Consider the following 26,837-nt stretch of genomic DNA (forward strand, 5'->3'; position numbering starts at 1 on the left):
GGCCTCTGCCCGAGGCACGGTGCACTCAGCAAAAGGAACCGTGCCCCGGACACAGGCCGCCGGGCGCGAGCGGCGGTCAGCCCCGGTGCACCCGTTCGGTGCGCTGGTGCTGTCGGCCGAGACCTTCGATCTCGATCGTCATCTCGTCGCCGTCCTGCAGGTACGGGAAGCGTCCGGAGAGCGCGACGCCCTGCGGAGTTCCGGTGTTGATCACGTCCCCGGGTTCGAGCACGAGGTACTGGCTCAGCTCGTGCACGATCTGCAGCACGGGGAAGATCATGTCGGCCGTCGAGGAGTCCTGACGCGGTTCGCCGTTCACGAACGAGCGCAGCCGCAACGCCTGCGGGTCGACCTCGTCGGCGGGCACGAGCGCGGGCCCGAGCGGGTTGAACGTCTCGGAGCACTTGCCCTTCGACCACTGCCCACCCGACACGTCGAGCTGGTACGCCCGCTCCGACACGTCGTTCGAGATCGTGTACCCGGCGATGACTTCGCGCGCAGCATCCGGCGACGACAGGTACCGGGCCGTCTTGCCGATCACGATCGCCAGCTCGACCTCCCAGTCGACCTTCTCGGCGCCCGGCGGCAGCAGCACGACGTCGTCCGGGCCGACGACGGTGTTCGGATGCTTGAAGAAGATCACCGGATGCTCGGGCGGGAGCGACCCCGACTCGGCCGCGTGCGCGGCGTAGTTCTGACCGATGCAGACCACCGCGGTCGGACGCGTAACGGGCGAGCCGATGCGCAGTCCGTCGACGTCGGCCGTGGACAGCTCGCCGCCGCTCAGTGCCGCGCGCACCCGGGCGATGCCGTCGGACGCGAGGAAGGCGCCGTCGATGTCGGCGGTGAGGGGTGCCAGGTCGTAGACGACGCCGCCCTCGCGGACGTACGGGCGTTCGTGGCCGACCGGGCCCAGTCGCAGCAGTTCCATGATGATCCTTCGGTCAGCGCGCGGCGGCGTAGGTCGGGTTGACGATCGGCACGGACTCACCGGCGAGATACCGGATGATGTTCTCGGCCGCGTGCACGGGCAGATCCGCCAGCGCCTCGGGCGAGAACCAGGCGGCGTGCGGGGTCAGCAGCACCTGTTCGAGGTCGCGCAGCGGGGAGTCGGCCGCGAGGGGCTCCCCGGCGAACACGTCGAGGGCGGCGGCGCCCAGATGCCCGTCACGCAGCGAGGCGGCGAGTGCCTCCTCGTCGATGAGCGGGCCGCGGCACGTGTTCACCACGACAGCGCCGGGCTTCATGGTCGCGATGGCCGCAGCATCGACCAGGTGTCTGGTCTCTTCAGTGAGCGGCACGTGCAACGTGAGGATGTCGGCCTGGGCCACGGCATCCGGAATGCTCACGGGCTCGCAGCCGGCGTCGCGCACGGCGTCGGCTGGGGCGTAGGGGTCGGCGACGAGCACCCGGAAACCCAGCGCTCGGCATCCGCGGGCGACCATCGACCCGATGCGACCGAAGCCGAGCACCGAGACGGTGGTGGCCGAGGGACGCACGGCGAGCGGGCGGGCGTCGACGGCCTTCCAGGTGCCGGCGCGCACGGCGCGGTCGTAGGCGGGGAGACCGCGGGCCTGCGTCATTATCATCGCGATGGTGTGCGCGGCGACCTCTTCGATGCAGTAGCTGGGGGTGTTCGCGACGGCGATGCCGCGGGCGGTGGCCGCCTCGACGTCGACCATGTCGTAGCCGATGCCCACGCGGCTGATGATGCGCAGGTTCGGCATCCGGTCCATCACCTCGCCGGTGATCTGCGCCCACTGCACGACGAGCCCTTCGGCGTCGGAGCCGGCGGCGGCGATGTCGTCGAGGTTGCCGGATGCGGCGCGCTCGGCGCGCAGCCCGGCCTGCCGGAGGGTGTCCTCGATGACGGTTCCTGGCAGGTCGCAGTCGCTGACGAGGATGAAGAGCTCAGTCATGAGAGCGATGCTATAGCATCTAGCAGATGTCTGCACGGCACTACGGTTGGCCATCATTTGCTATAGCATCGGACGCATGACTACGCGCCGCGCTCTGATCACGGGGGCCAGTTCCGGTATCGGAACCGCCGCCGCCCTCGACCTCGCCCGCGAGGGCACCGCCCTCTGGATCACGTACGCCGGACGGGAAGCCGAAGCTCTCCGCGTCGCCGAGGAGTGCCGGGCGGCAGGCTCCCCCGAGGTGCACGTCTCGCGTCTCGACCTGCGCGAGCGCGAGTCGATCGACGCGCTGGTCGGCGAGATCACGGCCGCCTGGGGCTCGCTGCACGTGCTCATCAACAACGGCGGCGTGTGCCCTTACACCGCCTACGACGACATCGACTTCGACGAGTGGGACATGGTCCTCGAGACCAACGCCCGCGGCACGTTCTTCCTCACCCGGGGCGCGCTTCCGCTGCTGCGGGCCGCCGAGGGTGACCGCTCCGTGATCAACATCGCGTCGATCGCCGGGCAGGTCGGCGCGCTGCAGACCGGCATCCACTACGCCGCCAGCAAGGGGGCGATCCTCGCGATCACGCGCAGCTTCGCCCGACACCTCGCAGCGGAGGGCATCCGCGTGAATGCGGTCACCCCCGGTCCGGTCAAGAGCGCGATCACCGACCAGTTGCAGGGGGCGGGCCGCGAGAAGCTCGAAGCCGGCATCCCCCTCGGCGCGTTCGGCCAGCCCGAGGACGTCGCCTGGATCATCACCTCGCTCGCGTCGGAGCGCGCTCGCTTCATCACCGGCGCCACCTACGACGTCAACGGAGGCGTTCGCATTGACTGACCACGCTGCCGCATCCCGCTCCGCCGCTGACCGCTCCGCCATCGAGACCGTGCAGGCGCAGCTCGACGCGTTCAACGCGCACGATCTCGACGCCTTCGTCGCGACCTACGCCGCGGATGCCGTGATCACCGGCGTCGCTCCCGAACCGGTGGTGGGCTCGGCCGCGATCCGCGCGTTCTACGAGCCACGACTGCAGAACCCCGAGCTGTCGTGCGTGATCGAGACGAGCGTGCTGTTCGGCACCCGCTGGGTCGTCGCGCAGGAACAGGTCATCAACGCGGGCGTCGCGACCGAGACCATCGCGACCTTCGACGTGGTCGACGGACTGATCTCCCGCGCCTCGATGCTCAAGGCCTGAAGCGCGCAGGACGCGGCGTCACATTCGGCGGTAGACGTCCGAGCGGTGGGCGATGCGCAGCACGTACACGGTACGCGCGCCCTCATCGACGCGAACGACGACACGATACGCGATACCGATGTAGCCGCTGCGCTGCCCTTCGAGCTCGGCACCGAGCGCCTTGGTCGTGCGCAGCGGATTCTCGGCGAGCGGACCTTCGAGGAACCGGAGCACCGCATCGGCGAGCTTGGGTTCCAGGCGATGCAATGCGCGAACTGCGGGTCCGGTGAGCTGGGTGTCGTAGGGGTCCGGCATCACCGGCGAGCCAGCTGCTCTCGCACTTCTGCGAGGCTCAACGTGCGACCCTCGGCGATGTCTGCATCTGCCTCCGCCACCTCTTCGGCGTGCTGCGGATCCTGCAGCAGCGCGAGAGTGGCCTGCAGCGCTTCGAGATCATCGACGCTCAGCATGACGACGGCGGGTCGCCCGTGGCGCGTGATGGTCACCGCCTCGTGCGTGGTGTCGACTGCTTCCACCAACTGCGAGAACTTGTCCTTCGCCTCGCTGACCGAGATTGTCTGCACATCCATGAATCTAGCCTAAAGTCAGGCCAGTTTATAGGCCAATATTCTGTCCACAGCTCGCTGCATGAACGAGAAGAGGCTGCGCTTCGGGGCATGTCCTCTCGCCCGGGAGGAGAACTCCGCGTGGGGAGGACCCTTCGAGGCGACAGTTCATCCCGACAGGGAGTTCTCCTCCCCACGCCGCGTCACCCTGATCAGAGGAGTGAGCCCCTACGCCGCGTGAGCAGCCGCACCTGCACGGTTCGCCTGCAGGAGTGAGATGACAGACGTGGCGAGGAAGACGGCCGCGACCGCGACGGCAGCGATGAGGGCTGCGGTGCCTTCGGCGAAGAGCGCGATGAGGGCTGCAGCGAGGCTCACGACGAAGCCGATCCAGACGGTCTTGGCCGCCGCCCGGTGGGATGCCGACCACGCCGCGTCACTTCTCATCGTCGCGTTCGTGCGGATGCCGGCGAGCCGGTTGCGGCGCAGTCGACCGCGGCTCGCGAGCTCCGTCAGCACCGCGGTGAGCAGCAGCAGCGCGGGGAAGATCACGGCGATGACAGGCATGCCAGCAGTCTAAAACGTCTCCTTCAGCCACGCGATGCGAAGGAGATCTCGCGGAATGAAGGAGAGATCGGCGAAACGGCTCCTTCATACCGTGCGATCTCCTTCAAGACGCGCGGGCGCAGCGGCAGACGCGCGGGCGCAGCTCCAGAACGTGCGGTCCCGGATCACTCGTGCTCGGGCAGGGTCGGCGACGACCACCCAGGATCACGGCCCAGCTGCGCCGCCCGCGCTACCGAGGTCGAGCCGTAGCGATCGCGCAGGGTGTCGAGCACCGAGTCGAGTCGCGCCTCGTCACCCCAGTCGATCGGCAGCTCGGGCTGCACGTTCCCGGCGCGGTCGAGCTGCGACAGCGAGATGCCGATCAGGGTGATGCCGCGCGCCGAGATCTCGGCCTGCGCCGCGGCGAGCAGGGTGCGGGCCACAGTGAGCACGATGGCGGTGCGATCGGTGGGTGCGCGGAGCGAGCGGGAGCGCGTGGCCTTCGTGAAGTCACCGAACCGCAGACGCAGCACGACGGTGCGGCAGACGCGGTCGCCGTCCCGGAGTCGCCGCCCGAGCCGGTCGACGATCTGGGTGAGGATGAGGTCGAGCTCCTCCGCGGATCGCGGACGGCTGCCGAGCGCCCGCTGCGAGCCGATGGATCCCCGCCGCCGGGTGGCGTCGACCGGTCGCGGATCCCGCAGCCGAGCCAGGGCATGCACGTGGGCACCCGTCGCCTTGCCCAGCATCCTCTCCGCCGTCGCGGCCTCGAGCTCGGCGAGCTCACCGACGGTGCGGATGCCGTACCGGTGCAGCTTCTCGGCCGTCACGGCCCCCACACCCCACAACCGTTCGACCGGCAGGGGAAGCAGGAACTCCTCCTCGCGCTCGGGTTCCACGACCAGCAGTCCGTCGGGCTTGCTCACGGCGCTGGCGACCTTGGCGAGGAACTTGGTGCGCGCGACCCCGACCGAGATCGACAGCCCGGCCTCCGTACGCACGCGTTCCCGCAACCGTGCCGCGATCTGCTCGGGCGTACCGGCGATGCGTCGCAGACCACCGACTTCGAGGAACGCCTCGTCGATCGAGAGCCCCTCGACGAGCGGGGTGGTGTCGCGGAAGATCGCGAACACGTCTTTGCTCGCGGCGGAGTACGCGTCCATGCGCGGGGGGACGACGACGGCATCGGGGCAGAGTTCGCGCGCCTGCCGGCCGCCCATGGCCGTGCGGACGCCGCGCGCCTTCGCCTCATAGCTCGCGGCGAGCACGACGCCACCGCCCACGATGACGGGTCGACCCCGCAGTTCCGGCGCGTCGCGCTGCTCGACCGACGCGTAGAACGCATCGAGATCGGCGTGCAGCACCGTGGCTTCCCCACGCATCCGTTCTCCCGTCGACGTGCGGATCGTCGCACGGACCGGGGACATCCGGGTCGGGATCGAACGAGGGCGGCCTGATGTCCGTGCTCGCGGTTATCGTCGGCGCGTGCCGGAACCGGTGATGCAGTGGTGGGCGCGACGGCAGTTCTCCCGCGGTCGCGCCGTTCCGTATGAGGTGGGCACATACCGCGCCGGATGGGCGGCATACCCGGAGCTGATCCGGCAGTACCACCCCGAGCTCAACCACGGCATCGCGCTGTCGCAGGTCCCGCTCGCGGCCGATGTGCTGCTCTGTTGGGAGTGCCCGGTCGGACACCGGTTCGCCGCCACCCCGACCGAGCAGCGCGAGCGACCGGGCCAGGTGCGGCGCCGCTCCGCGTGGTGTCCCGAATGCTCCGCCCTCGCCCGTCCGCAACCGGTCGTGCTCGGCGAGGCACGCGCCCTCCCGCGCAAACCCCGTCGCCCCGCGCCCGCTCTCTGCACCAAGACGCCCGATCTGCCCGCCGGAACCGCGTTCGTGAGCGCGTGCGCTCCGCGCCCGGCATCCGCGGTGGAAGGACGCCTACGGGCAGAGCTCGGAGCGCTGATCGAGTTCGACGCGGCGGTGAACGCGGTGAAGGTGTCGCGCCCGTTCTTCCGCCACACGGAGGTCTGGCCCGACATCGTGTTCCCGGAACTGCGAGTCGCGCTCGAGTACGACACGGTCGGCCGTCATGGCCTGGAGCACGTCGGCAAGCGGCAGGATGCCGATCTGCGCAAGGACCGCGCCCTCCGTGCCGCCGGGTGGGAGGTCATCCGCATCCGGACCGGGAAGCTCGAGCCTCTCGGCCCGCACGACCTCGCGCTCTCGTCGGTGAGCGCCAAGAGCATCGCGCGCATCATCGACGAGCTGCGGGCGATCCGCGGTGCGCTGCTCGTGGACGCGTATCTGCGGTGAGGCGTTTTGCCGCGCTCCCGGCCACCCGCCGCGAAGGAGAACTCCTGAAATGAAGGAGCCGACAGCGCAGAACGTCCTTCATTCCGCGACTTCTCCTTCAGAACGCGCGGAGCGACTCCCAGAACGCGCGACGCGACTGCCGGAAATCTCCCCTCAGCCCTTCCCGAACGCGAACACGCCGGGATCGAGCGCGAACCCGAGGCCCGCGGCATCCGTCGGCCGGATCCGCCCCTCGAACGACGGACCGCCGAGCACGAACGACGGCGCCGGGTCGTAGGGGTTGACGCCCCGCGCGAAGGTCTCGACGCCGATGCCGAGGTGCGCGGCGACCTCGGGATAGACATGCCCCGAGACGGGCACACCGCGCTCGGCCGCCCAGGCGATCAGCTCGCGCGCCGGTGTCACGCCGCCGATCGCGACGACATCCAGTCTCAACGCCTCAACCCCGCCGACCTCGACCAGTGCCTTCAGCACGGCGGGGTCGGTGACCTCATCGCCGACCGAGACGGCGAGGCCCGCTTCCCGACGGATGCGCGCGACACCCGCGGCATCCTCCGGCAGCAGCGGGTCTTCGAGCCAGGCGAGCTGCGGGTCGCCCCACTGTGTGATCTCGGCCAGGGCGGCATCGGCATCCGGCCACCCGAAGCCGACGTCGACGATCAGACCGGTCGCGGAGGGCAGCTCGGCGTTGAGCAGGGCGAGCAGTTCGCGCATATATGCCGGATCGGGAATGCGGGAGATCTTCACGTGCGTCCAGCCGTCCGCCTGCGCGAGCACCTCGTCGGCGACCTCACGCGGAGCGCGGTCAGGCGAGGGATACGCGGCGACGAGGATCGAGTCCCGCGGCGCGTCTCCGGTGCCGAGCAGCTTCCACAGCGGCACGTCCGCACGCTGGGCTGCGATGTCCCACAGCGCGATGTCGACGAGGCCGATGGCCCGCCGCACGAGCCCCACCCGTCCGACGATGGCGCTGCCGCGCAGCATCCGCTCCCAGGTCGATGTCGGGTCGTCGGCATCCGCACCGACCGCATGCGCCGCGACGAGCCGGTCGACGATCTCGGCCATCGGCGCCTCGCGCGACAGACAGTACGCGACGCCGGTCGTGCCGTCGTCGGCGGTCGCCTGCACCGCGCTGTACTCGCGGCGCGTCACGGTCATCGCGCCCAACTGCAAGGGCGCGGGAAGGGGCAGCGCGGCCGTGGCCGTGTCGATACGGGCGATCGTGCTCATTCGGGCTTCTTCGCGAGGGGTACGCCGTAGTCGACCATGAAGCCGCCGTCGACGTAGAGGGTCTGGCCGTTCATGTAGCGGGACTGGTCTGAGACGAGGAAGCTGACGGCCGCGGCGATCTCGCTCGCGTCGCCCAGGCGCTTCGCGGGGATGCGCGACAGGATCGTGTCGAGGCTGAGTGTGCCCGCCTCGACGCCCTGCCGGAACACGCCCGTGTCGACGTAGCCGGGCGCGACTGCATTGACCCGCACGCCGCGCGAGGCCCACTCGGCACCGGCGGTCGAGGTGAGGCCGATCACCGCCGCCTTGGTCGTGGCGTAGGGCGCACGCCCCGCCGACCCGCGCGACGAGATGGACGAGATGTTCACGATGCGGCCGTCGCCGCGCTCCAGCATCCGCTTCCCTGCGGCCTGCAACGCCGAGAAGACGCCGTGCAGGTTCACGTCGACCACGGCCGACCACTCGTCCCAGCTGAGGTCTTCGATGCCGCGGTGGCGCTGGATGCCGGCGTTGTTGACGAGCACCTCGATGGGTCCGAGCTCGGCCTCGATCTCGCCGAACACCCGGTCGACGCCGGCGTGGTCGGTCACGTCGAGCTCGCGCCACAGGGTGCCGGCGGGGTTCTCTCCCGCGGTGAGTCCGGGCACGCGGTCCGCGGCGACGACCCTGTAGCCGTCGGCGGCGAGGCGCTGGCCGATCTCCCAGCCGATGCCGGCGGATCCTCCGGTGACGATGGCGACGGGCGCGGTCATTGCTCTCCTCAGGGGGTTCGAGATTTGCTATAGCAAGTGTAGTGGCCGGGCGACTCAGCGGTCGAGCAGATCCGCGACGACCGCCGCGACATGCTCCTCGAGCAGGTCGAGCGCGCCCGGAGCCAGCGGCGTCTGCCACGCCTGGTACGCGCCGCGGTCGTAGGCGTCGCGCGTGGGCAGGTACACGAAGCCGGGGCCGTTCGTGAGGTTCATCACGACGATCGGCGTCTCGGGGAACCGTGCCCGCAACGCGGTCTGCAAGCGCGAGTACGCTTCGCCCGGGTGCCCCACGATCACCGCATCCCCGAGCCGCCAGGCCCAGACCGGATGCTGCACCGTCGGGCCGTCGATGTACCCGTCACGCAGGTTGCGCGCGCGGCCGAGGCGTTCCTCGCGCGACCGCGGGTCGATGTCCTTCCACTCCTCGGCGAGCTCGTCCAGCGTCGGCAAGTCGCGCAGCGGCAGCTCGACGCTCGTTGCCGAACCGGCCGCGCCCTCCCCGCCCGAGGCCTCCTGCCCCGCCCAGATCGCCAGCGGGGCGCCCGACTCCACGACGCCCTCGAGCGTCAGTTCCTCGCCCGGCGCCGGCAGCGAATCGAGGGCCGCGAGCACCGCATGCCCGAGCGAGCGTCCGTGGCGGTCGGCGACCGTGACGTCACCGGTGTACTGCTCGCGGGGTGCCAGCTCGCCCGAGGCGCCCTGCACGAACAGGCACGGCGCACCCGTGGCGGCCTCGACGATCTCGCGCATCGCGCCGACGTAGTCCGGCGACACCTCACGGCTCTGCCAGGCGAGCGTGGTCGGGTGGCAGGCGTAGTTCACGAGCGTGCCGCGCACGACACCGTCGATGCTGAGGCGGCCGATCATGACGGTGTCATCGGCGGTGCCGGCGGGGTTGAAGCCCACGAGCGCACGCCCGTCGACGTCGAGCTCGCGATCGGCGGCCAGTGTGCAGCGGCCGGTCGTCCACTCGACGAGTCCGGGGACCGCCCCGTCGAGCGCCTCGCGTCCGGCGGCGATGCCCGCGGCGGCGAGCGCCTCGAGGTACCCGGGGATCAGCTCTCCACCCGGGAGGTGCGCATCGGCCGCGCAGAGCACCGCGCCGGCATGCGTGTGCGAGAGCGACAGCATCAGCTGGTCGGCCTCGAGTCCGAGGCCCGCCAGGATCGCCCCGCGGACGCCCTGCTCGTCGGCCACGCGACGCCACCACGTGCCGTCGACCGCGAGCAGCAGCCTCGGCCGCTCGTCGCCCGCGATCACGGCGAGCGCGGTCAACTCGAACGGGCGATGCGCCCCCTCGGAGCGCTCCCAGTCGGCGGGACCCCAGTTCTTCGCCCGGATGCCGACGGGCGGCGTGATGTCGCGGCGAGCGACGCCGATGCGCGCGCGGGTGCGGGGGATGCGGATGCGGTCGCCGAGATGCGTGGGCGATGCCGTGTCGTTCACTCGAAGTCCTCCATGTGCTCCATGATGCCGCCGCTCACGCGCTCGTGAGCACGTCGGCGATCAGCACGCGGTCTCCGGCCTCGGGGAGATCCGCCTCGACGCCACGCGCGACGTTGTCGCTGTACAGCAGCGTGGAGGGATCCGAGAAGCCGTCGGCCAACCGCAGCCGCCCTCCGACGAACTGGCTGCCGGTGACGCGCGCGTGGTTGACGCCCGTGCCGATGTCGACGTGTGCCACGCCCTTCGGCGCTGCCGAGGTCAGGCCGCTCAGCCGCCAGGTGATGACCCCCGAGCCGGCGGCCCTCGAGATCAGGGCGCCCTCGCCGCGCTCGGTGCCGAGCTCGACGCCCTCCACCGCGATGACCTGGTCGCGCACCGCGGTCGCGGAGAGCACGGCATCGCGCACCGAGCCGCCCCGGATGGTGACCCTCGACGCGCCGATCTCGGCGGGCGCGCCTTTCACCGGGCCGCTCAACCGGCAGTCGACGAACTCGACGGCTCCGGAACCACGCGCCTTCATCCCGTCGATCCCGGTGATCGTGCAGCGCACGAAGCTCACGGGAACCGTGACCGGGGTCTGGATGAGCACCTGGTCCTTGGGGAGCGCGAAGGTGCTGTCCTCGATCGTCGTCGGGCGCGACGATCGAGCCGACCGCTGCCCGATGGCCAACAGCCCGGCGGTGCACCCGCGCACCTGGGCGCCGTCGGCGTTGATCGTCATGGTCGCCTGCGGGTCGAAAGTCGACCGTCCGATCACGCGGACGTTCTCCAGCGTCAGATCACTGATCTTCGTGCCGGCGACGAACCACGAGCAGACGTGGTCGCGCACCGTGATGCGCTTGGCGGCGGTACCCCACTGCGCACCGGAGTTGGCGATGTCCATCAGCCCCGAGCATCCGATGAAGGTGAGGTCGTGCTCGTACTGGCCGTGGGTGGTGAACGGGTTGCCGCCCTGATCGTCGCCGTCACCGTGGCAGTTCTCGACGATGCAGTAGGCACTGGCGGTCAGGTCGTTGAGGTGCCGCGCGTTCGACGACGTGCAGTCGCTCACCCGCCCGTAGAGGCAGTAGATCTGCTGCGTGAGGTACCCCGCGCCGCCGTAGAACACCGTGGGCGGGTTCTCGACCGAGCAGCGTTCGGTCGTGAAGTGGGTGTTCCACCGCCGCATCACGACGGGCCACCAGGTGCGACTGGCGTGCACATCGGCGACATCGCATCCGATCGCGTACTCGAAGGCGATCGGGTGCGACCCTGTCAGCTCGCGGGCGTCGGGGAACGAGCCGTCGGTGGGTCCGTCGAAGGGTCCGGCGCCGAGGAACCGCATGTTCGAGATGCGCACGCCTTCGACCGGGGCCATCTGCCGCCAGGTGAGCGTGCGGCCCTTGTCCAGCGGCCAGCCATTGAGGTAATTGATCCGGATGTGCTGCCCATCGATCTGCTGCGTCACCTGGACGAACCGCTGGATCTCGCGCTCATCGGCGCCGCCGCCGGCGACCGTGTCGCACTGCACCGCCCACCAGGTGTCGACCGGGAACTTCGCCGCATCGGGGACGGCGACCGCATCCGTCAGCTCAGGCCAGGCCTCGGCCAGCTGATGCTCGACGACGACGTCTCGGGACACCCCGGTGAAGAACATCACTGCACCGAACGGATTGTCGTGGGCGTTCGCCTCGATGCCCTCGGTCGTGATGACATGACCGCCGAAGTCGATCTCGAGGTGGGAGCGCGTGAAGCGATGCCGCTTCTGGAACAGCAGATCCGTGTGGGCTTCGATCCGCCGGATGCGGGGATCGTTCACCATCGCGGCGAGCGCATCATCGGCCGCCGTGTCGGGCCCCGTGATGCCGAAGACCCGGAAGTCGAGCGTGCCGTCATGCTGCAGCAGCCAGGTGGTGCCGCGCTTGCCGGCGACCACCGTGCCGCCGTTGGGCGTGATCTTCGCCGCGTCGGACCCGACATACACGAGCAGCCCCGCGTCGCCCGGTGTCCGGTAGCCGGCGACGATCGCCACCTCACCGTCCCGCGCACGCAGGCGGGACAGGTCGGCGACGCTCTCCGCCCTGGTGATGTCTTTCGCTCCCATGGTGACGGGGGCGGCCTGCGCGGGTGTCGCGACAGCGAGGGAGCCCGCAGCGCCGAGCGCGACCGCACCGAGTCCGGCCATGAGGGCGCGGCGTCCAGTGGAACGCACCGCGCCCTCCGCGTCAACGGCCATCAACGCACCCCGGTCTTCGCGTTGGCCTTCAGGAGGACCTCGGCGGGAACGGTGAAGTCCGCGCGTCGGCTCAACACGAACGCGATGGTCGCACCGAGCAACGTGAGCCCGGCGATGAGGAGCAGCCCCCAGATCGCCGACCCCGTGGTCTCGCTGATCCAGCCGATCGCATACGGGCCGGCGAACCCGGCAAGGTTGCCGACCGAGTTGATGAAGGCGAGCCCGGCAGCGGCCGCGGTGCCCGTGAGTACCATCGGCGGCAGACTCCAGAACAGCGGCGTCGTCGAGAACAGTGCGGACATGCCGACGCACAACGCGACGAGGGCGAGGATCGGCGTGCCCTGCGCGGCGACCGCCGCGATGAGCGAGAGCGCGGTGATGGTGAGCGTGATACCGATCTGCAAGGGGATGTTGCCCTGCTTCCTGGCCGCGCGCTCCCACGGCAGCATGACGAGGGCTGCACACAGGTTCGGTAGCGCGACGAGCCACCCGGTCGTGACGTTGGAGAAGTCGCCCATGCTCTTCACGATCGTCGGCAGCCACATGCCCAGTCCGTAGGCACCGAAGACGACTCCGAAGAACAGCACGATCAGCGTCCACAGACGTCCGTTGCTGAACACCTCGCGCAGGCGCAGACGCCCGTGCTTCTGCTCGGTGGCCGCCGTCTCGGCGGCGAGGGTGTCGTTGATCCACCGCTGTTCGGTCGGGTCCAGCCAGCGAGCATCCTGCGGACGATCGGGCAGCCAGAAGAAGACGACGAACGCGAGGAGCACGGCGGGGATGCCCTGCAGCAGGAAGACGAGCTGCCAGCCGTCGAGCCCCCACATGCCGTGGAGTTCGAGCATCCAGCCGGACAGCGGCGCGGCCACCGCATTCGCGATCGGGTTGGACAGCACGAACACCGCGAGCACCTGGGTGCGGTACTGCCGCGGGAACCAGAGCGTGAGGTAGAGGAGCACACCGGGGAAGAAGCCCGCCTCGGCGATGCCCAGGACGAACCGGGCGATCGCGAATTGGGTCGCGTCCTGCACGAAGGCGGTGAGGGCGGCGACGAGTCCCCAGGAGACCATGATGCGCGCGATCCACTTGCGGGCGCCGAAGCGCTCGAGCAAGAGGTTGCTGGGCACCTCGAAGAGCAGGTATCCGATGAAGAAGATGCCGGCGGCGAACCCGAACGCGGCCTCGGTGATCTGCAGCGCCGCCGTCATCTCCAGCTTGGCGAAGCCCGCATTGTTGCGGTCCATGTAGGCGACGAGGTACAGCAGCCCGAGGAACGGGCCAAGGCGCCAGATCGCCTTCTTCATGGCGGATGCCCCGACTTCTTCGGGCGTGCGCGTATCGGGGGCGATTCCGGTCCCGGACATGACAACTCCTTCGTTCGTCCTCGTTCAAGTGGCTTTGCTATAGCATCTAGCAAAACCAGGGCGGTGTCCACCGATCCGAGAAATGCCATAGCATCGAGCGAACGAATGCGCACCACTCGACGGGGCTGCGCCGCGGATCGAGAGGGCACCCGAATGCGCAGCGTCTCGGATCAGAACATCGCCGAACAGGTCGCGGACGAACTGCGCGCGGCCATCCACTCCGGAGAGCTCGCGCCCGGCGAGCGCCTCGTCGAACGCAAGCTCGCCGACCGCCTCGGTGTGAGTCACATCCCGGTGCGCGAGGCCCTGACCCGCCTGGCCGAGGAGCGTCTGATCACCCGCGAGCCCCGCCGCGGAGCCCGCGTCGCGCAGCTGAGCGCGCAGGACCTGGAGGAGATCTCGAGCCTGCGGATCGTGCTCGAGCAGTTCATGGCCATCCGAGTGCAGGAGCGGTGGAACGAGGAATCCGCTGCCCGTCTCGGAGCCATCATCCAGGCGATGTCGGATGCGTCACCCGGCGACATCGACGAGGTGCTGCGCCAGGACCGCCTGTTCCACGAGACCCTCGCCGACCTCGCCGAGCATCGCTTCCTCGACGAGGTGAGCGGTCAGCTGCGCGGACGCATCACCGGGTTCCTGCACGCCGCCAACGCGGCACTCGACCCCGCCGAGCTGGAGGAGCACGTGCGCAGCCACCAGCAGATCGTCGACGCCATCGCGAGCGGCGACCCCGACCGGGCGCAGGCGGTCATCGCCGAGCACGTGACCCGCGCGGTCCGGCGCATCACGCCTTCGGCCGAGGCCGAGTGACGCGGCCCGTGCCCCAGAAGACGATCGTCCTCACCGGCGCATCCGACGGCATCGGAGCCGCTGCTGCCCGCCACCTGACCTCGCCGTCGAACCGGCTCATCCTGGTCGGCCGATCCGTCGAGAAGACCCGCGCGATCGCGGAGGAGACCGGATCCGAGTGGTTCACAGCCGACTTCGCCCGCCTCGACGACGTGCGGGCGCTGGCCGGGAAGATCACGGATGCCGTCGGCGATGACGGCATCCACGTCCTGGCGAACAACGCCGGCGGCATCTTCGGGGATCAGACCCCGACCGTCGACGGCTTCGAGAAGACGATGCAGGTCAATCACCTGGCGCCGTTCCTGCTCACGAACCTGCTGCTGCCGCAGCTGTTGGCATCCGACGGCGCGGTCATCAACACCTCGAGCATCGGCCACCGCCTCTTCGGGCACATCGACGTCGACGACCTCGACAACACCCGCCGCTTCAGTCCCAACAAGGCCTACGGCGACGCGAAGCTCGCCAACGTGCTGTTCGCGAAGAGCCTGCACACGAAGTTCCATGCCGACGGACTCAGCGCAGTGGCGTTCCACCCCGGCACCGTGCAGACGAACTTCGCGTCCGACTCGTCGAGCATCATGCGGCTGCTCTACCGCACGCCGCTCAAACACCTCCTGCTGATCGGGGCGGACAAGGGCGGCGACACTCTGCGCTGGTTCATCGAGGGCACCCCCGGCGAGACGTGGATCTCCGGCGCGTACTACGACGAGCGCACCCTCACCACGAAGGTCAACCCGCAGGTGAACGACCCGGATCTCGCCGAGGCCCTCTGGCAGCGCAGTGCCGAGCTCGTCGGCATCCCGTCCCCCTGACCCCCTTTCTCTCCCCCTTTCGCCGAGCGCACGGCTCCCCGCCGAGTGCACGGCTCCCTCACGCGAACACCCCGTGCACTCGCGAGCAACCCGTGCACTCGGCAGCGGCAGCGGCAGCGGCAGCGGCAGCGGCAGCGGTGGCGGTGGCGGTGGCGGAAAGGGGCGCCGAGAGGTGGGCGCACGCCGGGCGCCGGATCCTGGCCAGAAGTCTGATTGAGGAGGGGGCGAGGCGGGCGTAACGTGTTACCGGTCAAAAGCTCAGCCATCGCTCGCCGCCCGCACCCGGGCGGCCATTCAGGGAGGCAAGGATGCCCCGCACGAATCCGAAGAATCCGGCGTATTCCGTCTGGCGGCGCAAGCCGGTCGGCGACCTGAACGAAGAGGCGGAGAGCAGCGGTCTCTTCAAATCCCTCGGGTTGTGGCAACTCACCGCGATCGGCGTCGGCGGCATCGTCGGCGTCGGGATCTTCTCGCTCGCGGGCCTCGTCGCGCACGGCGATGCCACGAACCCCGGTGTCGGACCCGCGGTCGTCATCTCGTTCCTCATCGCCGGACTGGCGTCTGCGGCCGCCGCACTCTCGTACGCAGAGTTCGCGGGGATGATCCCCCGGGCCGGATCGGCGTACAGCTACGGCTACGTCGCGCTCGGCGAGATCACCGGATGGTTCATCGGCTGGGATCTGCTCCTGGAGTACGTGGCCATCGTGGCCGTCGTCGCGATCGGGATCTCCGGCTACCTCGATGCGTTCCTCTCCGGCTTCGGCGTCCACCTGCCGACCGCGGTCACCGAGACGTTCGACCAGCCCGGCGGCGTCGTCAACATCCCGGCGATCCTGATCTGCCTGCTCGTGACGTTCCTCCTCAGCCGCGGCACCAAGACCTTCGGCCGGTTCGAGCTGGTGGCGGTCGGGATCAAGATCCTGCTGATCCTGTTCATCGTGGGACTCGGCATCTTCTACATCAACACCGACAACTACACCCCGTTCATGCCGTCCGGCTTCGGCCCGGTCTTCACCGGGGCCGCGACGGTGTTCTTCGCCGTGTTCGGCTACGACGCGATGAGCACCGCCGCCGAGGAGGCGAAGGACGGGCGCAAGCACATGCCGAAGGCGATCATCCTGTCGCTCATCATCGCCATGCTGCTCTACGTCGCCGCGACACTGGTGCTCACCGGGATGCAGAACTACCAGGAGATCGACCCGAAGGCCGGCTTCGCCTCGGCGTTCTCCAGCGTGGGGCTGCCCGTCATCGCCTCGATCATCTCCGTGTTCGCGGTGCTGTCGATCCTCACGGTCATGCTCACGTTCCTGCTCGGCGCCACCCGCGTCTGGTTCTCGATGAGCCGCGACGGGCTGCTCCCCGGCTGGTTCTCGAAGGTCGACGGCCGCGGTGTGCCGCAGCGAGTGACCTGGATCGCGGGCATCGGCTCGGCGTTCTTCGCCGGGATCTTCCCCATCCGTGCCGTGGCCGACCTGACGAACATCGGCATCCTGGCGGCGTTCGTCGTCGTGTGCATCGCCGTCGTCGTGTTCCGCTACACCAAGCCGGACGCCCCGCGCACCTTCCGGCTGCCGTTCATGCCGGTGGTGCCGATCGTCGGCGTCGGCTTCTCGCTGTTCCTCATCTCGCAGCTGCACTGGGAGACCTGGCTGCGCTTCGGCGTCTGGCTCGTGATCGGACTCGTCGTCTACTTCGCCTACGGCCGCCGCCACTCGCTGATGAACCCCGACAGCCCCCGCCGCCCGCGCTGACGCCCCCTCGCTCAGCCCGCGGCCCGTCGCCCGCTATGAAGGAGAACTCCCGTTATGAAGGACCAGGATCAGCGGATCCTCCTTCATAACGGGAGTTCTCCTTCATGCGATGCGGCCGCGGTGTGCGGGCGCGAATTATGGGCGCTGCGCGGCCGCCGAGTGCACGACCTCCCGCCGAGTGCACGGCTTCTTCACGTCGAGAAGCCGTGCACTCGCGAGTAGCCCGTGCACTCGGCGACCGGGACGGGTGCGCGCGCGGGAGCGGGGACGGGGACAGCTCAGACCAGGAGGTTGGCGGTGTCGACGACGCGGTCGCCCTCGGCGGGGAAGGCCGTGCGGGTGACGCCCGACTCCACGTTGCCGGTGTGCAGCAGGGTCGACGAGCCGCCGAACGCGGCATCCGCCAGCTCCAGCGCCCCGCCCTCGAAGCGGTTGCCGACCGCGCGGTAGTGCGTCGCCCCCTTCGTGACCGCGACGTGGGTGGATGATCCCTCGGCGCGGAAACTGCTGTCGGACAGCGTCAGGTGCAGCTCGCCGTCTCCGGTCCGCGAGACACCGGTGCCGCCCTTGATCGACACATCCGAACCCGCGACCTCGACCACCTGGCGCTCACCCCGCGCCGCCTCGATGCGGGCGTTGCGCAGCGTCGACCCCTCGAACCGCAGCTGCGCCGACGACGAGACGATCGGCGCCGCGTCATCCGCCGCGTTCAGGGTCGAACCGCGGAACGTGACCGCACCCGAGCCCGCGATCTTCATGCCGCCGACGCGGTCGAGCACGGTGTCGACGAACGTGATCGGGGTCTTCACGGTGGCGTTGGTGAGCTCACCCGGAGCGACGAACGTGAAGTGCGAGTCCGCGATCACCGTCGGGCGCCCGGAGTTGTCGGACGCCTGCGTGATCACGAGCGTGTCGGATGCCGTGCACCCCCGCAGCTGGGCCCCGTCGGCGTTGATCCACAGCATCCCGGAGCCGGCGAGCGACGGCTTGCCGATCACCTGCACGTCTTCCAGCGTGAGGTCGGTGATGCGCACGCGCGCCACGAACCACGAGCACACGTGCTTGCGCACTGTGATGCGCTTGGCCGCCGAGCCCCAGGCCGCACCGGAGTTCGCGAACGTCATCAGCCCCGAGTTGCCGGTGTAGGTGAGGTCGTGCTCGTACTGGCCGTGCGTGACGAACGGGCCCTGGTCGTCGCCGTCGCCGTGGCAGTTCTCGACCAGGCAGTAGGCGCTCGCGGTGAAGTCGTTCAGGTGCCGCGAGTTGGCGGTGTGGCAGTTGGCGACGTATCCGTACAGGCAGTAGATCTGCTGCGTCAGATAGCCGGCGCCGCCCCACGTGACCGAGGTGGGGTTCTTGAGCGTGCAGCTCACGGTCGAGTAGTACGTGTTCCAGCGGCGCTGGATGAGCGGCCAAAAGGTTCCCGTGCCGTCGATGTGGTCGACGTCGCAGCGCACCGCGTATTCGAAGGCGAGCGGGTGCGAGCCCGTGTACTCATCCTTCCCGGTGCCGAGGAACTTCAGGTTCGACACGGTGACGTCCTGCACCGGCACCACCCGGCGCCACGTCATCGTGCGGTCCTTGCCGAGCGGCCAGCCGTTCTTGTAGTTGATGCGGATGTGCGTGCCGTCGACGATCTGCGTGACCTGCACGAGCCGCTGCAGCTCGCGCTCCCACCGCCCCGACAGCGCGTTCACCTCGGCGGCGTACCAGTCACCGACCGCGAAGAAGGAGGAGTCGGCGACCGGGAAGACGTCGCCGAGGTCGGGGACCACCTCGTTCAGTCGCGCCTCGTGCACGGCATCCGTCACCTCGCCGCGGAAGAACATGACCGCGGCGAAGGGGTCGTCCTTGCCGGCGTTCTCGATGCCGACCGTCGTCATGAGGTGGCCGCCGAAGTCGAACGCGATGCGCGACCGCGAGAATTTGTGGCGACGCACGAAGTTCAGGTCGCTGTGGGCCTCGATGCGGTGGATGCTCGCATCGTTCACCATCGCGTCGAGCGCGTCGTCGGCATTCACCTTCGCGTTCATCACACCGAACATGCGGAAGTCGACGACGCCGTCGTGCAGGAGCAGCCACGCACCGCCCTTCGGACCGGCGAGCACGGTGCCGCCGTTCGCCGCCGGAGCATCCTTCTTCACGAAGCGGTACAGCCCGTCGCCGCCGTCACCGGCCGCCGCGTACCCGGTCGTGCGCACGAGGTCGCCGTCCTTGCCCTTGCGCTTCGCGAGCTCGGTCGCGGTGCCGCCGTTGGCGACGTTCGCCGATCCCGACGAGCTCTGCGGCGCCACGGGGCCGGCGGCCTGCGCAGCCGCGGGCATGCCGACGGCGGCCACTCCACCGATCGCGGCAGCGCCGAAACCGGCGAGCAGCATGCGCCGACTGCGCAGCGCGGCGGTTTCGGTCTGGGTCATCTCCTGCGGGGTCATGCTCATCCTTCCGTGCGGCGTCATCACCGCGGTCAGGCGTCCGGCCGTCCGGCCGAGCCGCATCATCCGATCGATCCCCAGTCCCCAGTGCCGTTCTCCGAGCCGCTGCTCAGAAGTAGTCGCCCGCCGTGAAGTGGCGGATGCCGTGCAGTCGCGGCTCGCGCCGCAGCGGGCGGATCATCCCGGTGCGGTCGTCCTGCCGCACGGCCTCGGGCGCGAACGCACGCAGCGCGCGGTCTTCCTCCGGCAGGGCGGGCACGGCGAGCTCGCACGACGTCACCCCGGCGGATGCCCAGTCCACCGCGATGGCGGAGAGCAGGTCATCCCGCGCACCGTCGGCACCCGGAAGCACGGCGCTCTCGAGGAGCACGCCGACCCCGCCGCGACGCTCGGCGACCGCGTAGCCGACCACGGTCGATCCCTCGATCCGGCGGTACAGAGTGGCGCCCCGCAGCCGTACCTCCGCCATCGCCCAGTCCCGATCACCGCGCACCGGCGCCAGGACCAGATCGGACCGTGAACGTTCGTAGACCTCGCGCACCGGGCGGAGGCTCCCGAGCCCGAGGGACTCGCGCTCGATGCGGCCCTCGGCCCCGATGGCGACAGGTGCCGCAGCGCGCCAGGGCCCGGCCACGGTCCGCGCCATCGAGAACGTCTCGAACCCGCTGGAGCGGTACACCTCGGGGGTGCCGGTGAACAGCAGCGCCCAGTCGGCGTCGCCCGCCGCCTGCAGGCTCGCGGCGACCAGCCGGCGTGCGAGCCCCTGCCCCCGCGCCCGCCCGGCGACCGCGACGCTGCCGATGGCGTGCACCGCGGCGAGCCCGCCGTCGGATTCCCGGAGCCGCTTGGGCAGTCCGTAGATCGACCCGCAGAGGCCATCGTCGTCTTCGGCCACCCGCGTATGCGCGAGCCGTTCGTCGTCGACGAGCCACTGGTCGGGAGCGAGCGGGGGCGTGAACGCCGTCGCCCACAGCGCCCCGAGCGCCTGCTGATCCGTGGCGCGGGCGGCACGGATCGTCGCCGTGCTCACGATGCCCGCGCGGCGGCCGCGCATCCCGCCGCCCCGCTCATGCCATCGAAGACAGCTGGTCGCGGGAGATGGTGTGAGTGAGGGTGCGCCCCTCCGCGAAGGCTTCGACCTCGTCGACGACGATCCGCCCCTGACGCAGACGTCCCTGGCTCGTGCCGGCCGCCCGGTGCGGGGTGACCAGCACACCGGGCAGCGATCGGAACGGACTGTCCGCGGCGAGCGGCTCCTCGTCGAAGACGTCGATCGCCGCACTGAGACGGCCGCGCTCCAGCTCTTCGATCAGCGCGGACTCGTCGACCAGCCACGACCGTGCCGTGTTCACGAGCCCCGCGCCGTCGCGCAGGAGCGCCAGCTCGCGGCGGCCGATCAGGTGATGCGTCTCGGGCAGGGTCGGCGCGTGCACGGCGACGATCTGCGCACGCTGCAGCGCCTCGTCGAGGGAGACCAGCTCGGCCCCGAGCCCCGCAGCGGCGGCCGCATCGAGAGTCGGGTCGACCAGCAGCGCTTCGGCCCCGAGCGCACGGATCAGCTCGAGATACGCCCGTCCGGTGCGGGAGGCACCGATCACCGCGATGGGGGTGCCGAGGATCTCGCGCTGCACGCCCACGGCATCCGCGTCGTACCAGCCGTCGCCGACGCGCAGGGCGTTGTGCATCTCGGGCACCCGGTGCAGCAGCGCGAGCGTGAACGTCAACGACACCTCGGCGACGGGCCGCGCCATGCCCGCACCCGCCTGGGTCACGAGGATGCCGCGATCGAACAGCGCATCCGTCGCGAAGGGCTTGATCGTGGCGCCGGTGTGCGCGATGAGCTCGAGCTTCGGCAGCGACGCGAGCACGGCAGCGTCGAAGGGGCCGACGCCCCAGCTCGTGATCACGATGCGCGCCTCGGCGAGCTCCGCATCGGACAGCCGATCCACCCGGACGAACGACCCGCCCAGACCGGCGGCGACCGCCTGCAGCCGCTCCGCATCCGCACCCGAGAAGAACTCCGCGAAGAGCTCCTCGGAGACGACCGCGACCACGGTCGGCGCCACCGTTCCCCCGCTCGCCGCCGCGCTCATCGCAACGTTCATCGCAACCAGGCCTCGAGGTTCTCGGCGATGAAGGCGTCGTCGTTCAGGTCGGGGTACGCGTGGCGCACCCGCTCGATCTCCTCCGCCTGGCCGGGCGACAGCCCCTCTGCGGGGTCGAGGCACCAGGTGCCCTCGAGCAGCCCCTGCTGGCGGAGCATCTCGTGCACGCCCGCGATCACCCCGTGAAAGTCGTTGCCCGGGTCGAACACGGCCTGGTTGACGTCGACCATGTCGGAGGCGACGAGCCCCAGGTCGCGATACGCCCCCGCGTCTCCGGCCATCGCGCGCTGTGCACGTTCGAGGAGCGCGACCGCGGCACGCGTGCCGACCGCCCACTGCCCGAGCAGTCCGCCGACGAAGCGCAGCGTGCGCGGGCCCGACGGCGACTCCACGTGGAACTCGGAGAGCAGGTCGGCGACGATCGCGTCGTCGTTGCCGGTATAGAGCGCGATCTCGTCGGCGCGGCCCGAGGCAGCCACCCCGCGCACCAGCTCCAGCGTGCGGTACCGGTCGAAGGGCGCAGCCTTGACGGCGACGACGGCCGGGATCGACGCGAACTCGCGCCAGAACTCCCGGTCGAGCACGGGGCCGCCGATCGCGGTCTGCAGGTAGAAGCCGACCACCGGCAGCACCTCGCCCACGGCGCGGGCGCGTTCGAGCAGGGCCCGCTCGTCGGCGCCGGCCACGCGAGGACTCACCAGTACGGCGTCATAGCCCAGCCCGCGGGCGAGCTCGGCCTCGGCCACCGCCTGGGCGGTGCCACCGGCGACACCGGCGATGCGCACCACGTCGACACTCGCCCGTGCGTCCAGCTCCTCCGCGGCGAGCGCGAGGACGGGTTCGAACAGGGCGTGCTCGGGGTCGCGGATCTCGAACTGGGTCGTGTGCACCCCGACGGCGATGCCGCCGGCACCCGCGTCGAGGTAGTAGCGCGTGAGGGCCCGTTGGCGGCGCTCGTCGATGCGTCGCTCGGCGGTGAGCGCGAGCGGATGCGCCGGGATCACGGCACCGCGGGCGAGGGTGGCCGCGGCTTCCGGTCGCAGGGTGGGAACGGTCATCAGAACTTCCCGTCGCGGACGGCCCACTTGGTCGGCTTGGCGATCATCGGGAGGCCCTTCTCGATCCAGTCGGCCTGCAGCCCGATCAGGGTCTCGGCGGAGACGGCCGGGTAGCCGAACAGGGCCATGCACCGGCGGGCGTCGCTGAGCAGCGCGGTCGGCTGCGGCTCGTCGACGATCTCGACCTCACGGTCGAAGAGGGTGCCGAAGCGCCGGGCGATCGACTCGACGCTCAGCAGCTCGGGACCGGTGAGGTTGATGGTGAACGGGGCGGTCGAGGCGTGCACGAGGCTGCGGAGCACGACCTCGTTCGCGTAGCCCTGCCAGATCACGTTGACGTTGGCGGTGGCGACCGAGACGGGCTGTCCCGCGTGCACGGCGCTGCCGATGTCGGCGAGCACGCCGTAGCGCAGGTCGACCGCGTAGTTGAGGCGGATGATCGCGACCTTGGTGCCGCGCTCCTGCGCCCCGAACTCGAACACGCGCTCGCGGCCGAGGCACGACTGCGCGTACTCGCCGATGGGTGCGGGCTGCACCTCTTCGGATGCTCCGCCCGAGGAGGCGGGCAGGAACGGGTAGATGTTGCCGGTGGAGAGCACCGAGATGGCGCTGTCGCGGTAGCGGCGGGCGACGCGGTCGGGCAGGGCGGCGTTGACCTCCCACGCCCAGGAGGCGTTGGTCGCGGCGCCGAACTTCGCGCCGACCATGAACACCACGTTGGGAGCATCCGGCAGGGCTGCGAAGTCGTCGTTCTCGATCAGGTCGAACGGGACGACCTTCACGCCCGCGGCCACGAGGCGCTCGCGGATCGCGGCATCGCCGAAGCGCGAGACGGCATACACCGCGTCGTCCTGGCGCCCGGCGGCATCCATCCCGCGGCGCGCGAGCATCGCCAGGGTCGGGCCCATCTTGCCGCCCGCGCCGAGGATCACGAGGTCGCCCGCCCCGCGCGCGAGGTCGTCGATCAAGCCGGCGCTCGGTGTGGCGAGCGCCTCCTCGAGATCGGCCTCTGAAGTGAACCTGTGCTGAGTCATGTGGTGCTTTCCCTTCTTCTCAGCCCTTGATGCCCGTACCGGCCACGCCCTCCTGCACGTACCGCTGAGCGATGAGGTACGCGAGGAAGATGGGCAGCAGTGCCACGACCGAACCGGCGAGCATGGTGCTCAGCGGGACGTTCTGCTGCTGCAGCGACGAGATGCCGACGGTGAGTGTGAACATCGCGTTGGACTTCGCGATGATGAGCGGCCACAGGAAGTCGTTCCAGTGCCACAGGAAGACGAAGATGCCGAGGGTCGCCAGGATCGGCTTGCACAGCGGCAGCACGATCCGCAGGAAGATGCGGAACTCACCCGCACCGTCGATGCGGGCGGCTTCGAACAGCTCGTCCGGGAGGCCCGAGATGAACTGCCGCATCAGGAACACGGCCTGGGCGTTCGCGAGCGAGGGCAGGATCAGGCCCCAGTACGTGTCGACGCCGCCGAGGTTCGCCATGAGGATGAACGTCGGGATGAGGGTGACGTGGAACGGGACCATCACCATCGCGAGGAACGACCAGAACATCACCTCCTTGCCGCGGAAGCGCTTCTTGGCGAAGGCGTAGCCGGCGAGCGCCGAGAGGAACAGGACGGCGACGACCGAGACGAGCGAGTAGATGAGCGTGTTGCCGAGCCAGCCGAGGATGTTCTGCCCGGCGAGCACCTGCTCGTAGGCCTCGAACGAGATGTCCTGGAAAGGCAGCAGCGAGCCGGGGAGCTCGACGACCATGCCGGGCTTCAGGCTCAGCACGACCATCGCGTAGAAGGGGAAGAAGCTGAGGATGCCGGCCAGGCTCAGCCAGATCCATCGCCCGACGATCCCCCACCCGGTGGGCTGGAGCGCGCGGTAGGCGCGGCGCTGCTTGGTCGACATCTTCGGCGGCATCACCGGCGACTGCGTCGGCGGCTGTGTCGGAGGCTGCAACAGAGCGGTCATTTCTGCTTTCCGATCACCAGGCGCTGGATGAGCGCGACGACGAGGGTCATGATGAACAGGGCCACTCCGATGGCGGCCGCGTAGCCGTAGTCGAAGTAGCGGAAGCCCTGGTCGTAGAGCATGTAGACGAGCGAGTAGCTGGCGTTCGCCGGACCACCCTGGGTCATCACGTAGATGACGTCGAAGACCTGGAACGCGGCGGTCGTCTCGATCACCGCGAGGAAGAAGAAGGTCGGGCGCAGCACCGGCATGATGATGTAGCGGAATCGCTGCCAGGCGTTGGCGCCGTCGACCAGCGCGGCCTCTTCGAGCTCGCGCGGCACGTCCTGCAGCGCGGCGATGAGGATCATCATCCCGTAGCCGAATCGCGACCAGACGCCGACGACGACGATGGCCGGGATGACGAGCACGGTGCTGCCCAGCCAGGAGCCGCCGAGACCCAGCGGGGTCATCAGCGCCGACCAGGGACCGTTGGCGGAGAAGATCCAGACGAAGATCGAGCCGGCCAGCACCAGCGAGGTGATGACGGGGAGGAAGAAGATCGAGCGGAAGAAGCGTGCGCCCCGGAAGGCGCGGCGCACGCCGAGCGCCATCACGGTGGAGAGTACGAGGGCGATCGGCACCGCGAACACCGTGTAGATCAGCGTGGTGCCCATCGCCCGCCAGAACAGCGGATCGGCGATCATGCGCTGGAAGTGGTCGAGCCCGCGCCACGAGATCTCGCCGGTGATGTCGTAGTCGAAGAAGCTCAGGGCGACGCCGACGATGCTGGGGCCGAAGCGGAAGGCGATGAAGAGGAGGAACGCGGGCAGCACGAACAGGAACGCGATGCGTGCCTCTCGCCGTGCGAGCACCCGTGCGACCCGCCCTGCGGGCCTCTTGGCCGTGGTTGCCGTCGTCATCAGTGATTCCTCACGTGGGGGAGTGAAGGGAACGGGGGCGTGCGGAGTTCGGGCTCCGCACGCCCCCGGTGCTGCTTACTTCTTGATGAGCGGTGCCGCAGCGGTCGCGGCATCCTTCAGAGCATCCTCCGGGGACTTGTCCCCGAGCAATGCCGCCTGGATCTCGGGAGCGAGCACACCCATCAGCGCACGCGACGAGGCGTTGAGCTCGCCGACCGTGGTGTCGGGCACGTACTTCTCGACCTCGCCGAGCAGCGGGTCATCCGCGTACAGCGGCTCGGTGGTGCTGAGCGCCGAGAAGAAGCCGGCGGCCTTGAGGTACGGCTCGATGACGTCGGCGCCGGTCGCGTACTCCGCGAACTTCGCCGCGGCATCCTGCGCCTTGGAGCCCTTGAGCACCGAGAGCGATCCGACCGTGCCGTAGGCGACGGTCTCCTTCTCGGTCAGCGGTGCGAGGACCTTGACGTTCTCCTCGCCCCAGAAGGGCAGGACCTCAGGGACCGCGTTGTTCCACGTGCAGGCGACCTTGCCCTGAGCGACAGCCGTCTGCTCGAGCGGGACGTTGGTGGTGAGGGCCTCGGGGTCGAGTGCTCCGGCATCGGCCAGGTCGGTGAGGAAGGTGAGCGCCTTCTCGCCTTCCTTGCTGTCGAAGCCGATGTCGCCGTCCTTCGTGTAGACCTCGCCACCGGCCTGCCACAGCAGCGGGTAGTAGGTGAGGTTCAGGGTGTTCTCGGCGGATGCCGGGTAGTTGAGGGCGTACATCCCCTTCTCCGTGAACTTCGGCGCCATCTCGGCGATGTCGTCCCACGTCTCGGGGTACTCGGTGACGCCGGCGGCCTCGAACGCGGCCGCGTTGCAGAGGAGAGGCTGCGCGCTGGTGAGCAGCGGAGCCCCGAGGATGTCGCCGTCGAGCGTGACCGACTTCTTCACGTTCGGCAGCAGGTCGCCCTGACGCTCCTCGCTCAGCAGGTCGTTGAGCGGCGCGATCGACTTCTGGTACGCCGCGAGCTGGTCGGGGATGAGGTAGACGACATCCGGACCCTTGCCGGCCGCGATCGCCGTCTGGAGGGCCTCGTCGCGGTTGGCCCACGGGAAGATCTCGTACTTGACGTTGATGTTCTCGTTCTTCTTCTCGAAGTCGGCGATCGTCGAGTCCCAGAAGTCCTTGTGCACCGCCTCGTCGGCGATGACCGGGTAGAGCCAGACCGTGATGTCCTGCTCACCCTCTGCGGTGTTGCCTCCGCCGGCCGAACATCCGGCCAACAGGGTGGCGGCCGCGACTCCCGCGGCGACGCCGATGAACTTGCTGACGCGCATGGTGCTCCTTTGCTTGAACCGTGCTGAGTACGGTTCATTATGACACTGGGATGGGATAATTCGTCAATTACAAGTTCTCAGACGGTTGTTTCAGGCGTGTTTCCCGTTCGAGAACAACAAAGC

25 protein-coding genes are annotated in these 26,837 nt (G+C 69.6%); 6 read left to right on the plus strand and 19 right to left on the minus strand.

The window, feature by feature from the left end; translation table 11 throughout:
• Window positions 1-76 precede the first annotated feature (76 nt).
• Both ACIOTO_RS06170 and ACIOTO_RS06175 read right to left on the minus strand, forming a co-directional pair.
• The gene (locus ACIOTO_RS06170) at window positions 77-931 is read right to left on the minus strand and encodes a fumarylacetoacetate hydrolase family protein (protein WP_400857057.1); all 855 of its coding nucleotides are present in this window, start codon (window positions 929-931) and stop codon (window positions 77-79) included.
• 13 nt (window positions 932-944) lie between these two features.
• Window positions 945-1,919, minus strand: coding sequence for a C-terminal binding protein (locus ACIOTO_RS06175; RefSeq protein ID WP_400857058.1), 975 nt, complete (start codon window positions 1,917-1,919; stop codon window positions 945-947).
• A 76-nt stretch (window positions 1,920-1,995) separates the two neighbouring features.
• Between ACIOTO_RS06175 and ACIOTO_RS06180 the strand changes: the two genes are divergently transcribed.
• Complete coding sequence (locus ACIOTO_RS06180) at window positions 1,996-2,745, plus strand: SDR family NAD(P)-dependent oxidoreductase (RefSeq protein WP_400857059.1); 750 nt, start codon at window positions 1,996-1,998, stop codon at window positions 2,743-2,745.
• Window positions 2,738-3,103: a nuclear transport factor 2 family protein gene (locus ACIOTO_RS06185; RefSeq protein ID WP_400857060.1), complete on the plus strand. Its 366-nt coding sequence runs from the start codon at window positions 2,738-2,740 to the stop codon at window positions 3,101-3,103. The genes ACIOTO_RS06180 and ACIOTO_RS06185 overlap by 8 nt, the downstream gene beginning before the upstream one ends.
• An 18-nt stretch (window positions 3,104-3,121) precedes the next feature.
• On the opposite strand, the gene ACIOTO_RS06190 is transcribed toward ACIOTO_RS06185, so the two are convergent.
• The 4 genes from ACIOTO_RS06190 to dinB form a co-directional block, all read right to left on the minus strand.
• Entirely contained in the window at window positions 3,122-3,397 is a 276-nt protein-coding gene (locus ACIOTO_RS06190) for a type II toxin-antitoxin system RelE/ParE family toxin (protein WP_400857061.1), read from the minus strand.
• Complete coding sequence (locus tag ACIOTO_RS06195) at window positions 3,397-3,672, minus strand: type II toxin-antitoxin system Phd/YefM family antitoxin (protein WP_400857062.1); 276 nt, start codon at window positions 3,670-3,672, stop codon at window positions 3,397-3,399. The genes ACIOTO_RS06190 and ACIOTO_RS06195 overlap by 1 nt, the downstream gene beginning before the upstream one ends.
• 204 nt (window positions 3,673-3,876) lie before the next feature.
• Window positions 3,877-4,215, minus strand: a complete 339-nt coding sequence (locus tag ACIOTO_RS06200; protein ID WP_400857063.1) for an SdpI family protein — start codon at window positions 4,213-4,215, stop codon at window positions 3,877-3,879.
• Between the two features lie 164 nt (window positions 4,216-4,379).
• Window positions 4,380-5,576 carry a DNA polymerase IV gene (gene dinB / locus ACIOTO_RS06205; RefSeq protein ID WP_400857064.1) on the minus strand — a complete coding sequence of 399 codons (1,197 nt, stop codon included), beginning with the start codon at window positions 5,574-5,576 and terminating at the stop codon, window positions 4,380-4,382.
• Window positions 5,577-5,679: 103 nt separating this feature from the next.
• Between dinB and ACIOTO_RS06210 the strand changes: the two genes are divergently transcribed.
• Window positions 5,680-6,510 carry a zinc-ribbon domain-containing protein gene (locus tag ACIOTO_RS06210; RefSeq protein WP_400857065.1) on the plus strand — a complete coding sequence of 277 codons (831 nt, stop codon included), beginning with the start codon at window positions 5,680-5,682 and terminating at the stop codon, window positions 6,508-6,510.
• A gap of 153 nt (window positions 6,511-6,663) precedes the next feature.
• Here the strand turns inward: ACIOTO_RS06210 and ACIOTO_RS06215 are convergent, their stop codons facing one another.
• From ACIOTO_RS06215 to ACIOTO_RS06235, 5 genes are read right to left on the minus strand one after another with little or no spacing between them, the layout of a single operon-like run.
• Window positions 6,664-7,740, minus strand: a complete 1,077-nt coding sequence (locus ACIOTO_RS06215; protein ID WP_400857066.1) for an enolase C-terminal domain-like protein — start codon at window positions 7,738-7,740, stop codon at window positions 6,664-6,666.
• Entirely contained in the window at window positions 7,737-8,492 is a 756-nt protein-coding gene (locus tag ACIOTO_RS06220) for an SDR family NAD(P)-dependent oxidoreductase (RefSeq protein WP_400857067.1), read from the minus strand. The genes ACIOTO_RS06215 and ACIOTO_RS06220 overlap by 4 nt, the downstream gene beginning before the upstream one ends.
• A 54-nt stretch (window positions 8,493-8,546) precedes the next feature.
• A complete protein-coding gene (locus ACIOTO_RS06225; protein WP_400857069.1) occupies window positions 8,547-9,938 on the minus strand; it encodes a hypothetical protein in 1,392 nt (463 codons plus the stop codon).
• A 34-nt stretch (window positions 9,939-9,972) separates the two neighbouring features.
• Entirely contained in the window at window positions 9,973-12,153 is a 2,181-nt protein-coding gene (locus ACIOTO_RS06230) for a DUF4148 domain-containing protein (RefSeq protein WP_400857070.1), read from the minus strand.
• A complete protein-coding gene (locus ACIOTO_RS06235; protein WP_105712342.1) occupies window positions 12,153-13,517 on the minus strand; it encodes an MFS transporter in 1,365 nt (454 codons plus the stop codon). Before ACIOTO_RS06235 ends, ACIOTO_RS06230 begins: the two co-directional genes overlap by 1 nt.
• Window positions 13,518-13,670: 153 nt before the next feature.
• Here ACIOTO_RS06235 and ACIOTO_RS06240 point away from each other — a divergent pair, with 153 nt between their 5' ends.
• The 3 genes from ACIOTO_RS06240 (at window position 13,671) to ACIOTO_RS06250 (ending at window position 16,929) form a co-directional block, all read left to right on the plus strand.
• Entirely contained in the window at window positions 13,671-14,327 is a 657-nt protein-coding gene (locus tag ACIOTO_RS06240) for a GntR family transcriptional regulator (protein ID WP_400857071.1), read from the plus strand.
• Window positions 14,328-14,335: 8 nt separating this feature from the next.
• The gene (locus ACIOTO_RS06245; RefSeq protein WP_400857072.1) at window positions 14,336-15,178 is read left to right on the plus strand and encodes an SDR family NAD(P)-dependent oxidoreductase; all 843 of its coding nucleotides are present in this window, start codon (window positions 14,336-14,338) and stop codon (window positions 15,176-15,178) included.
• A gap of 308 nt (window positions 15,179-15,486) precedes the next feature.
• Entirely contained in the window at window positions 15,487-16,929 is a 1,443-nt protein-coding gene (locus tag ACIOTO_RS06250) for an APC family permease (RefSeq protein ID WP_400857073.1), read from the plus strand.
• A gap of 278 nt (window positions 16,930-17,207) precedes the next feature.
• On the opposite strand, the gene ACIOTO_RS06255 is transcribed toward ACIOTO_RS06250, so the two are convergent.
• The 8 genes from ACIOTO_RS06255 to ACIOTO_RS06290 all read right to left on the minus strand — a co-directional run bounded on the left by ACIOTO_RS06255 (window position 17,208) and on the right by ACIOTO_RS06290 (window position 26,714).
• Window positions 17,208-19,361 (minus strand): peptidase C14, encoded by a 2,154-nt coding sequence (locus ACIOTO_RS06255; protein ID WP_400857074.1) that lies wholly within the window; start codon window positions 19,359-19,361, stop codon window positions 17,208-17,210.
• Window positions 19,362-19,470: 109 nt separating this feature from the next.
• Window positions 19,471-20,415: a GNAT family N-acetyltransferase gene (locus tag ACIOTO_RS06260; RefSeq protein ID WP_400857075.1), complete on the minus strand. Its 945-nt coding sequence runs from the start codon at window positions 20,413-20,415 to the stop codon at window positions 19,471-19,473.
• 13 nt (window positions 20,416-20,428) lie between these two features.
• Window positions 20,429-21,466, minus strand: coding sequence for a hydroxyacid dehydrogenase (locus ACIOTO_RS06265; RefSeq protein WP_400857076.1), 1,038 nt, complete (start codon window positions 21,464-21,466; stop codon window positions 20,429-20,431).
• Window positions 21,463-22,524, minus strand: coding sequence for a dihydrodipicolinate synthase family protein (locus ACIOTO_RS06270; RefSeq protein WP_400857077.1), 1,062 nt, complete (start codon window positions 22,522-22,524; stop codon window positions 21,463-21,465). The genes ACIOTO_RS06265 and ACIOTO_RS06270 overlap by 4 nt, the downstream gene beginning before the upstream one ends.
• Window positions 22,524-23,558, minus strand: a complete 1,035-nt coding sequence (locus ACIOTO_RS06275) for an NAD-dependent epimerase/dehydratase family protein (RefSeq protein WP_400857078.1) — start codon at window positions 23,556-23,558, stop codon at window positions 22,524-22,526. Before ACIOTO_RS06275 ends, ACIOTO_RS06270 begins: the two co-directional genes overlap by 1 nt.
• 19 nt (window positions 23,559-23,577) lie before the next feature.
• Window positions 23,578-24,495 carry a carbohydrate ABC transporter permease gene (locus tag ACIOTO_RS06280; RefSeq protein WP_029263159.1) on the minus strand — a complete coding sequence of 306 codons (918 nt, stop codon included), beginning with the start codon at window positions 24,493-24,495 and terminating at the stop codon, window positions 23,578-23,580.
• The gene (locus ACIOTO_RS06285) at window positions 24,492-25,397 is read right to left on the minus strand and encodes a carbohydrate ABC transporter permease (protein WP_029263160.1); all 906 of its coding nucleotides are present in this window, start codon (window positions 25,395-25,397) and stop codon (window positions 24,492-24,494) included. Before ACIOTO_RS06285 ends, ACIOTO_RS06280 begins: the two co-directional genes overlap by 4 nt.
• A gap of 75 nt (window positions 25,398-25,472) precedes the next feature.
• Complete coding sequence (locus ACIOTO_RS06290; RefSeq protein WP_091027550.1) at window positions 25,473-26,714, minus strand: ABC transporter substrate-binding protein; 1,242 nt, start codon at window positions 26,712-26,714, stop codon at window positions 25,473-25,475.
• Between the last annotated feature and the right edge of the window lie 123 nt (window positions 26,715-26,837).

Source organism: Microbacterium sp. NPDC087592 (assembly GCF_044743585.1).
Taxonomy (GTDB): Bacteria; Actinomycetota; Actinomycetes; order Actinomycetales; family Microbacteriaceae; genus Microbacterium.

Excerpts from the sequence above, each read along its gene's own strand:
- ACIOTO_RS06170 (WP_400857057.1), bottom strand. The coding sequence starts at position 931 with ATGGAACTGCTGCGACTGGGCCCGGTCGGCCACGAACGCCCGTACGTC.
- ACIOTO_RS06175 (WP_400857058.1), bottom strand. The coding sequence starts at position 1,919 with ATGACTGAGCTCTTCATCCTCGTCAGCGACTGCGACCTGCCAGGAACC.
- ACIOTO_RS06180 (WP_400857059.1), top strand. The coding sequence starts at position 1,996 with ATGACTACGCGCCGCGCTCTGATCACGGGGGCCAGTTCCGGTATCGGA.
- ACIOTO_RS06190 (WP_400857061.1), bottom strand. The coding sequence starts at position 3,397 with ATGCCGGACCCCTACGACACCCAGCTCACCGGACCCGCAGTTCGCGCA.
- ACIOTO_RS06195 (WP_400857062.1), bottom strand. The coding sequence starts at position 3,672 with ATGGATGTGCAGACAATCTCGGTCAGCGAGGCGAAGGACAAGTTCTCG.
- ACIOTO_RS06200 (WP_400857063.1), bottom strand. The coding sequence starts at position 4,215 with ATGCCTGTCATCGCCGTGATCTTCCCCGCGCTGCTGCTGCTCACCGCG.
- dinB (WP_400857064.1), bottom strand. The coding sequence starts at position 5,576 with ATGCGTGGGGAAGCCACGGTGCTGCACGCCGATCTCGATGCGTTCTAC.
- ACIOTO_RS06215 (WP_400857066.1), bottom strand. The coding sequence starts at position 7,740 with ATGAGCACGATCGCCCGTATCGACACGGCCACGGCCGCGCTGCCCCTT.
- ACIOTO_RS06220 (WP_400857067.1), bottom strand. The coding sequence starts at position 8,492 with ATGACCGCGCCCGTCGCCATCGTCACCGGAGGATCCGCCGGCATCGGC.
- ACIOTO_RS06230 (WP_400857070.1), bottom strand. The coding sequence starts at position 12,153 with ATGGCCGTTGACGCGGAGGGCGCGGTGCGTTCCACTGGACGCCGCGCC.
- ACIOTO_RS06235 (WP_105712342.1), bottom strand. The coding sequence starts at position 13,517 with ATGTCCGGGACCGGAATCGCCCCCGATACGCGCACGCCCGAAGAAGTC.
- ACIOTO_RS06240 (WP_400857071.1), top strand. The coding sequence starts at position 13,671 with ATGCGCAGCGTCTCGGATCAGAACATCGCCGAACAGGTCGCGGACGAA.
- ACIOTO_RS06250 (WP_400857073.1), top strand. The coding sequence starts at position 15,487 with ATGCCCCGCACGAATCCGAAGAATCCGGCGTATTCCGTCTGGCGGCGC.
- ACIOTO_RS06255 (WP_400857074.1), bottom strand. The coding sequence starts at position 19,361 with ATGACCCCGCAGGAGATGACCCAGACCGAAACCGCCGCGCTGCGCAGT.
- ACIOTO_RS06260 (WP_400857075.1), bottom strand. The coding sequence starts at position 20,415 with ATGCGCGGCCGCCGCGCGGGCATCGTGAGCACGGCGACGATCCGTGCC.
- ACIOTO_RS06265 (WP_400857076.1), bottom strand. The coding sequence starts at position 21,466 with ATGAACGTTGCGATGAGCGCGGCGGCGAGCGGGGGAACGGTGGCGCCG.
- ACIOTO_RS06270 (WP_400857077.1), bottom strand. The coding sequence starts at position 22,524 with ATGACCGTTCCCACCCTGCGACCGGAAGCCGCGGCCACCCTCGCCCGC.
- ACIOTO_RS06275 (WP_400857078.1), bottom strand. The coding sequence starts at position 23,558 with ATGACTCAGCACAGGTTCACTTCAGAGGCCGATCTCGAGGAGGCGCTC.
- ACIOTO_RS06280 (WP_029263159.1), bottom strand. The coding sequence starts at position 24,495 with ATGACCGCTCTGTTGCAGCCTCCGACACAGCCGCCGACGCAGTCGCCG.
- ACIOTO_RS06285 (WP_029263160.1), bottom strand. The coding sequence starts at position 25,397 with ATGACGACGGCAACCACGGCCAAGAGGCCCGCAGGGCGGGTCGCACGG.
- ACIOTO_RS06290 (WP_091027550.1), bottom strand. The coding sequence starts at position 26,714 with ATGCGCGTCAGCAAGTTCATCGGCGTCGCCGCGGGAGTCGCGGCCGCC.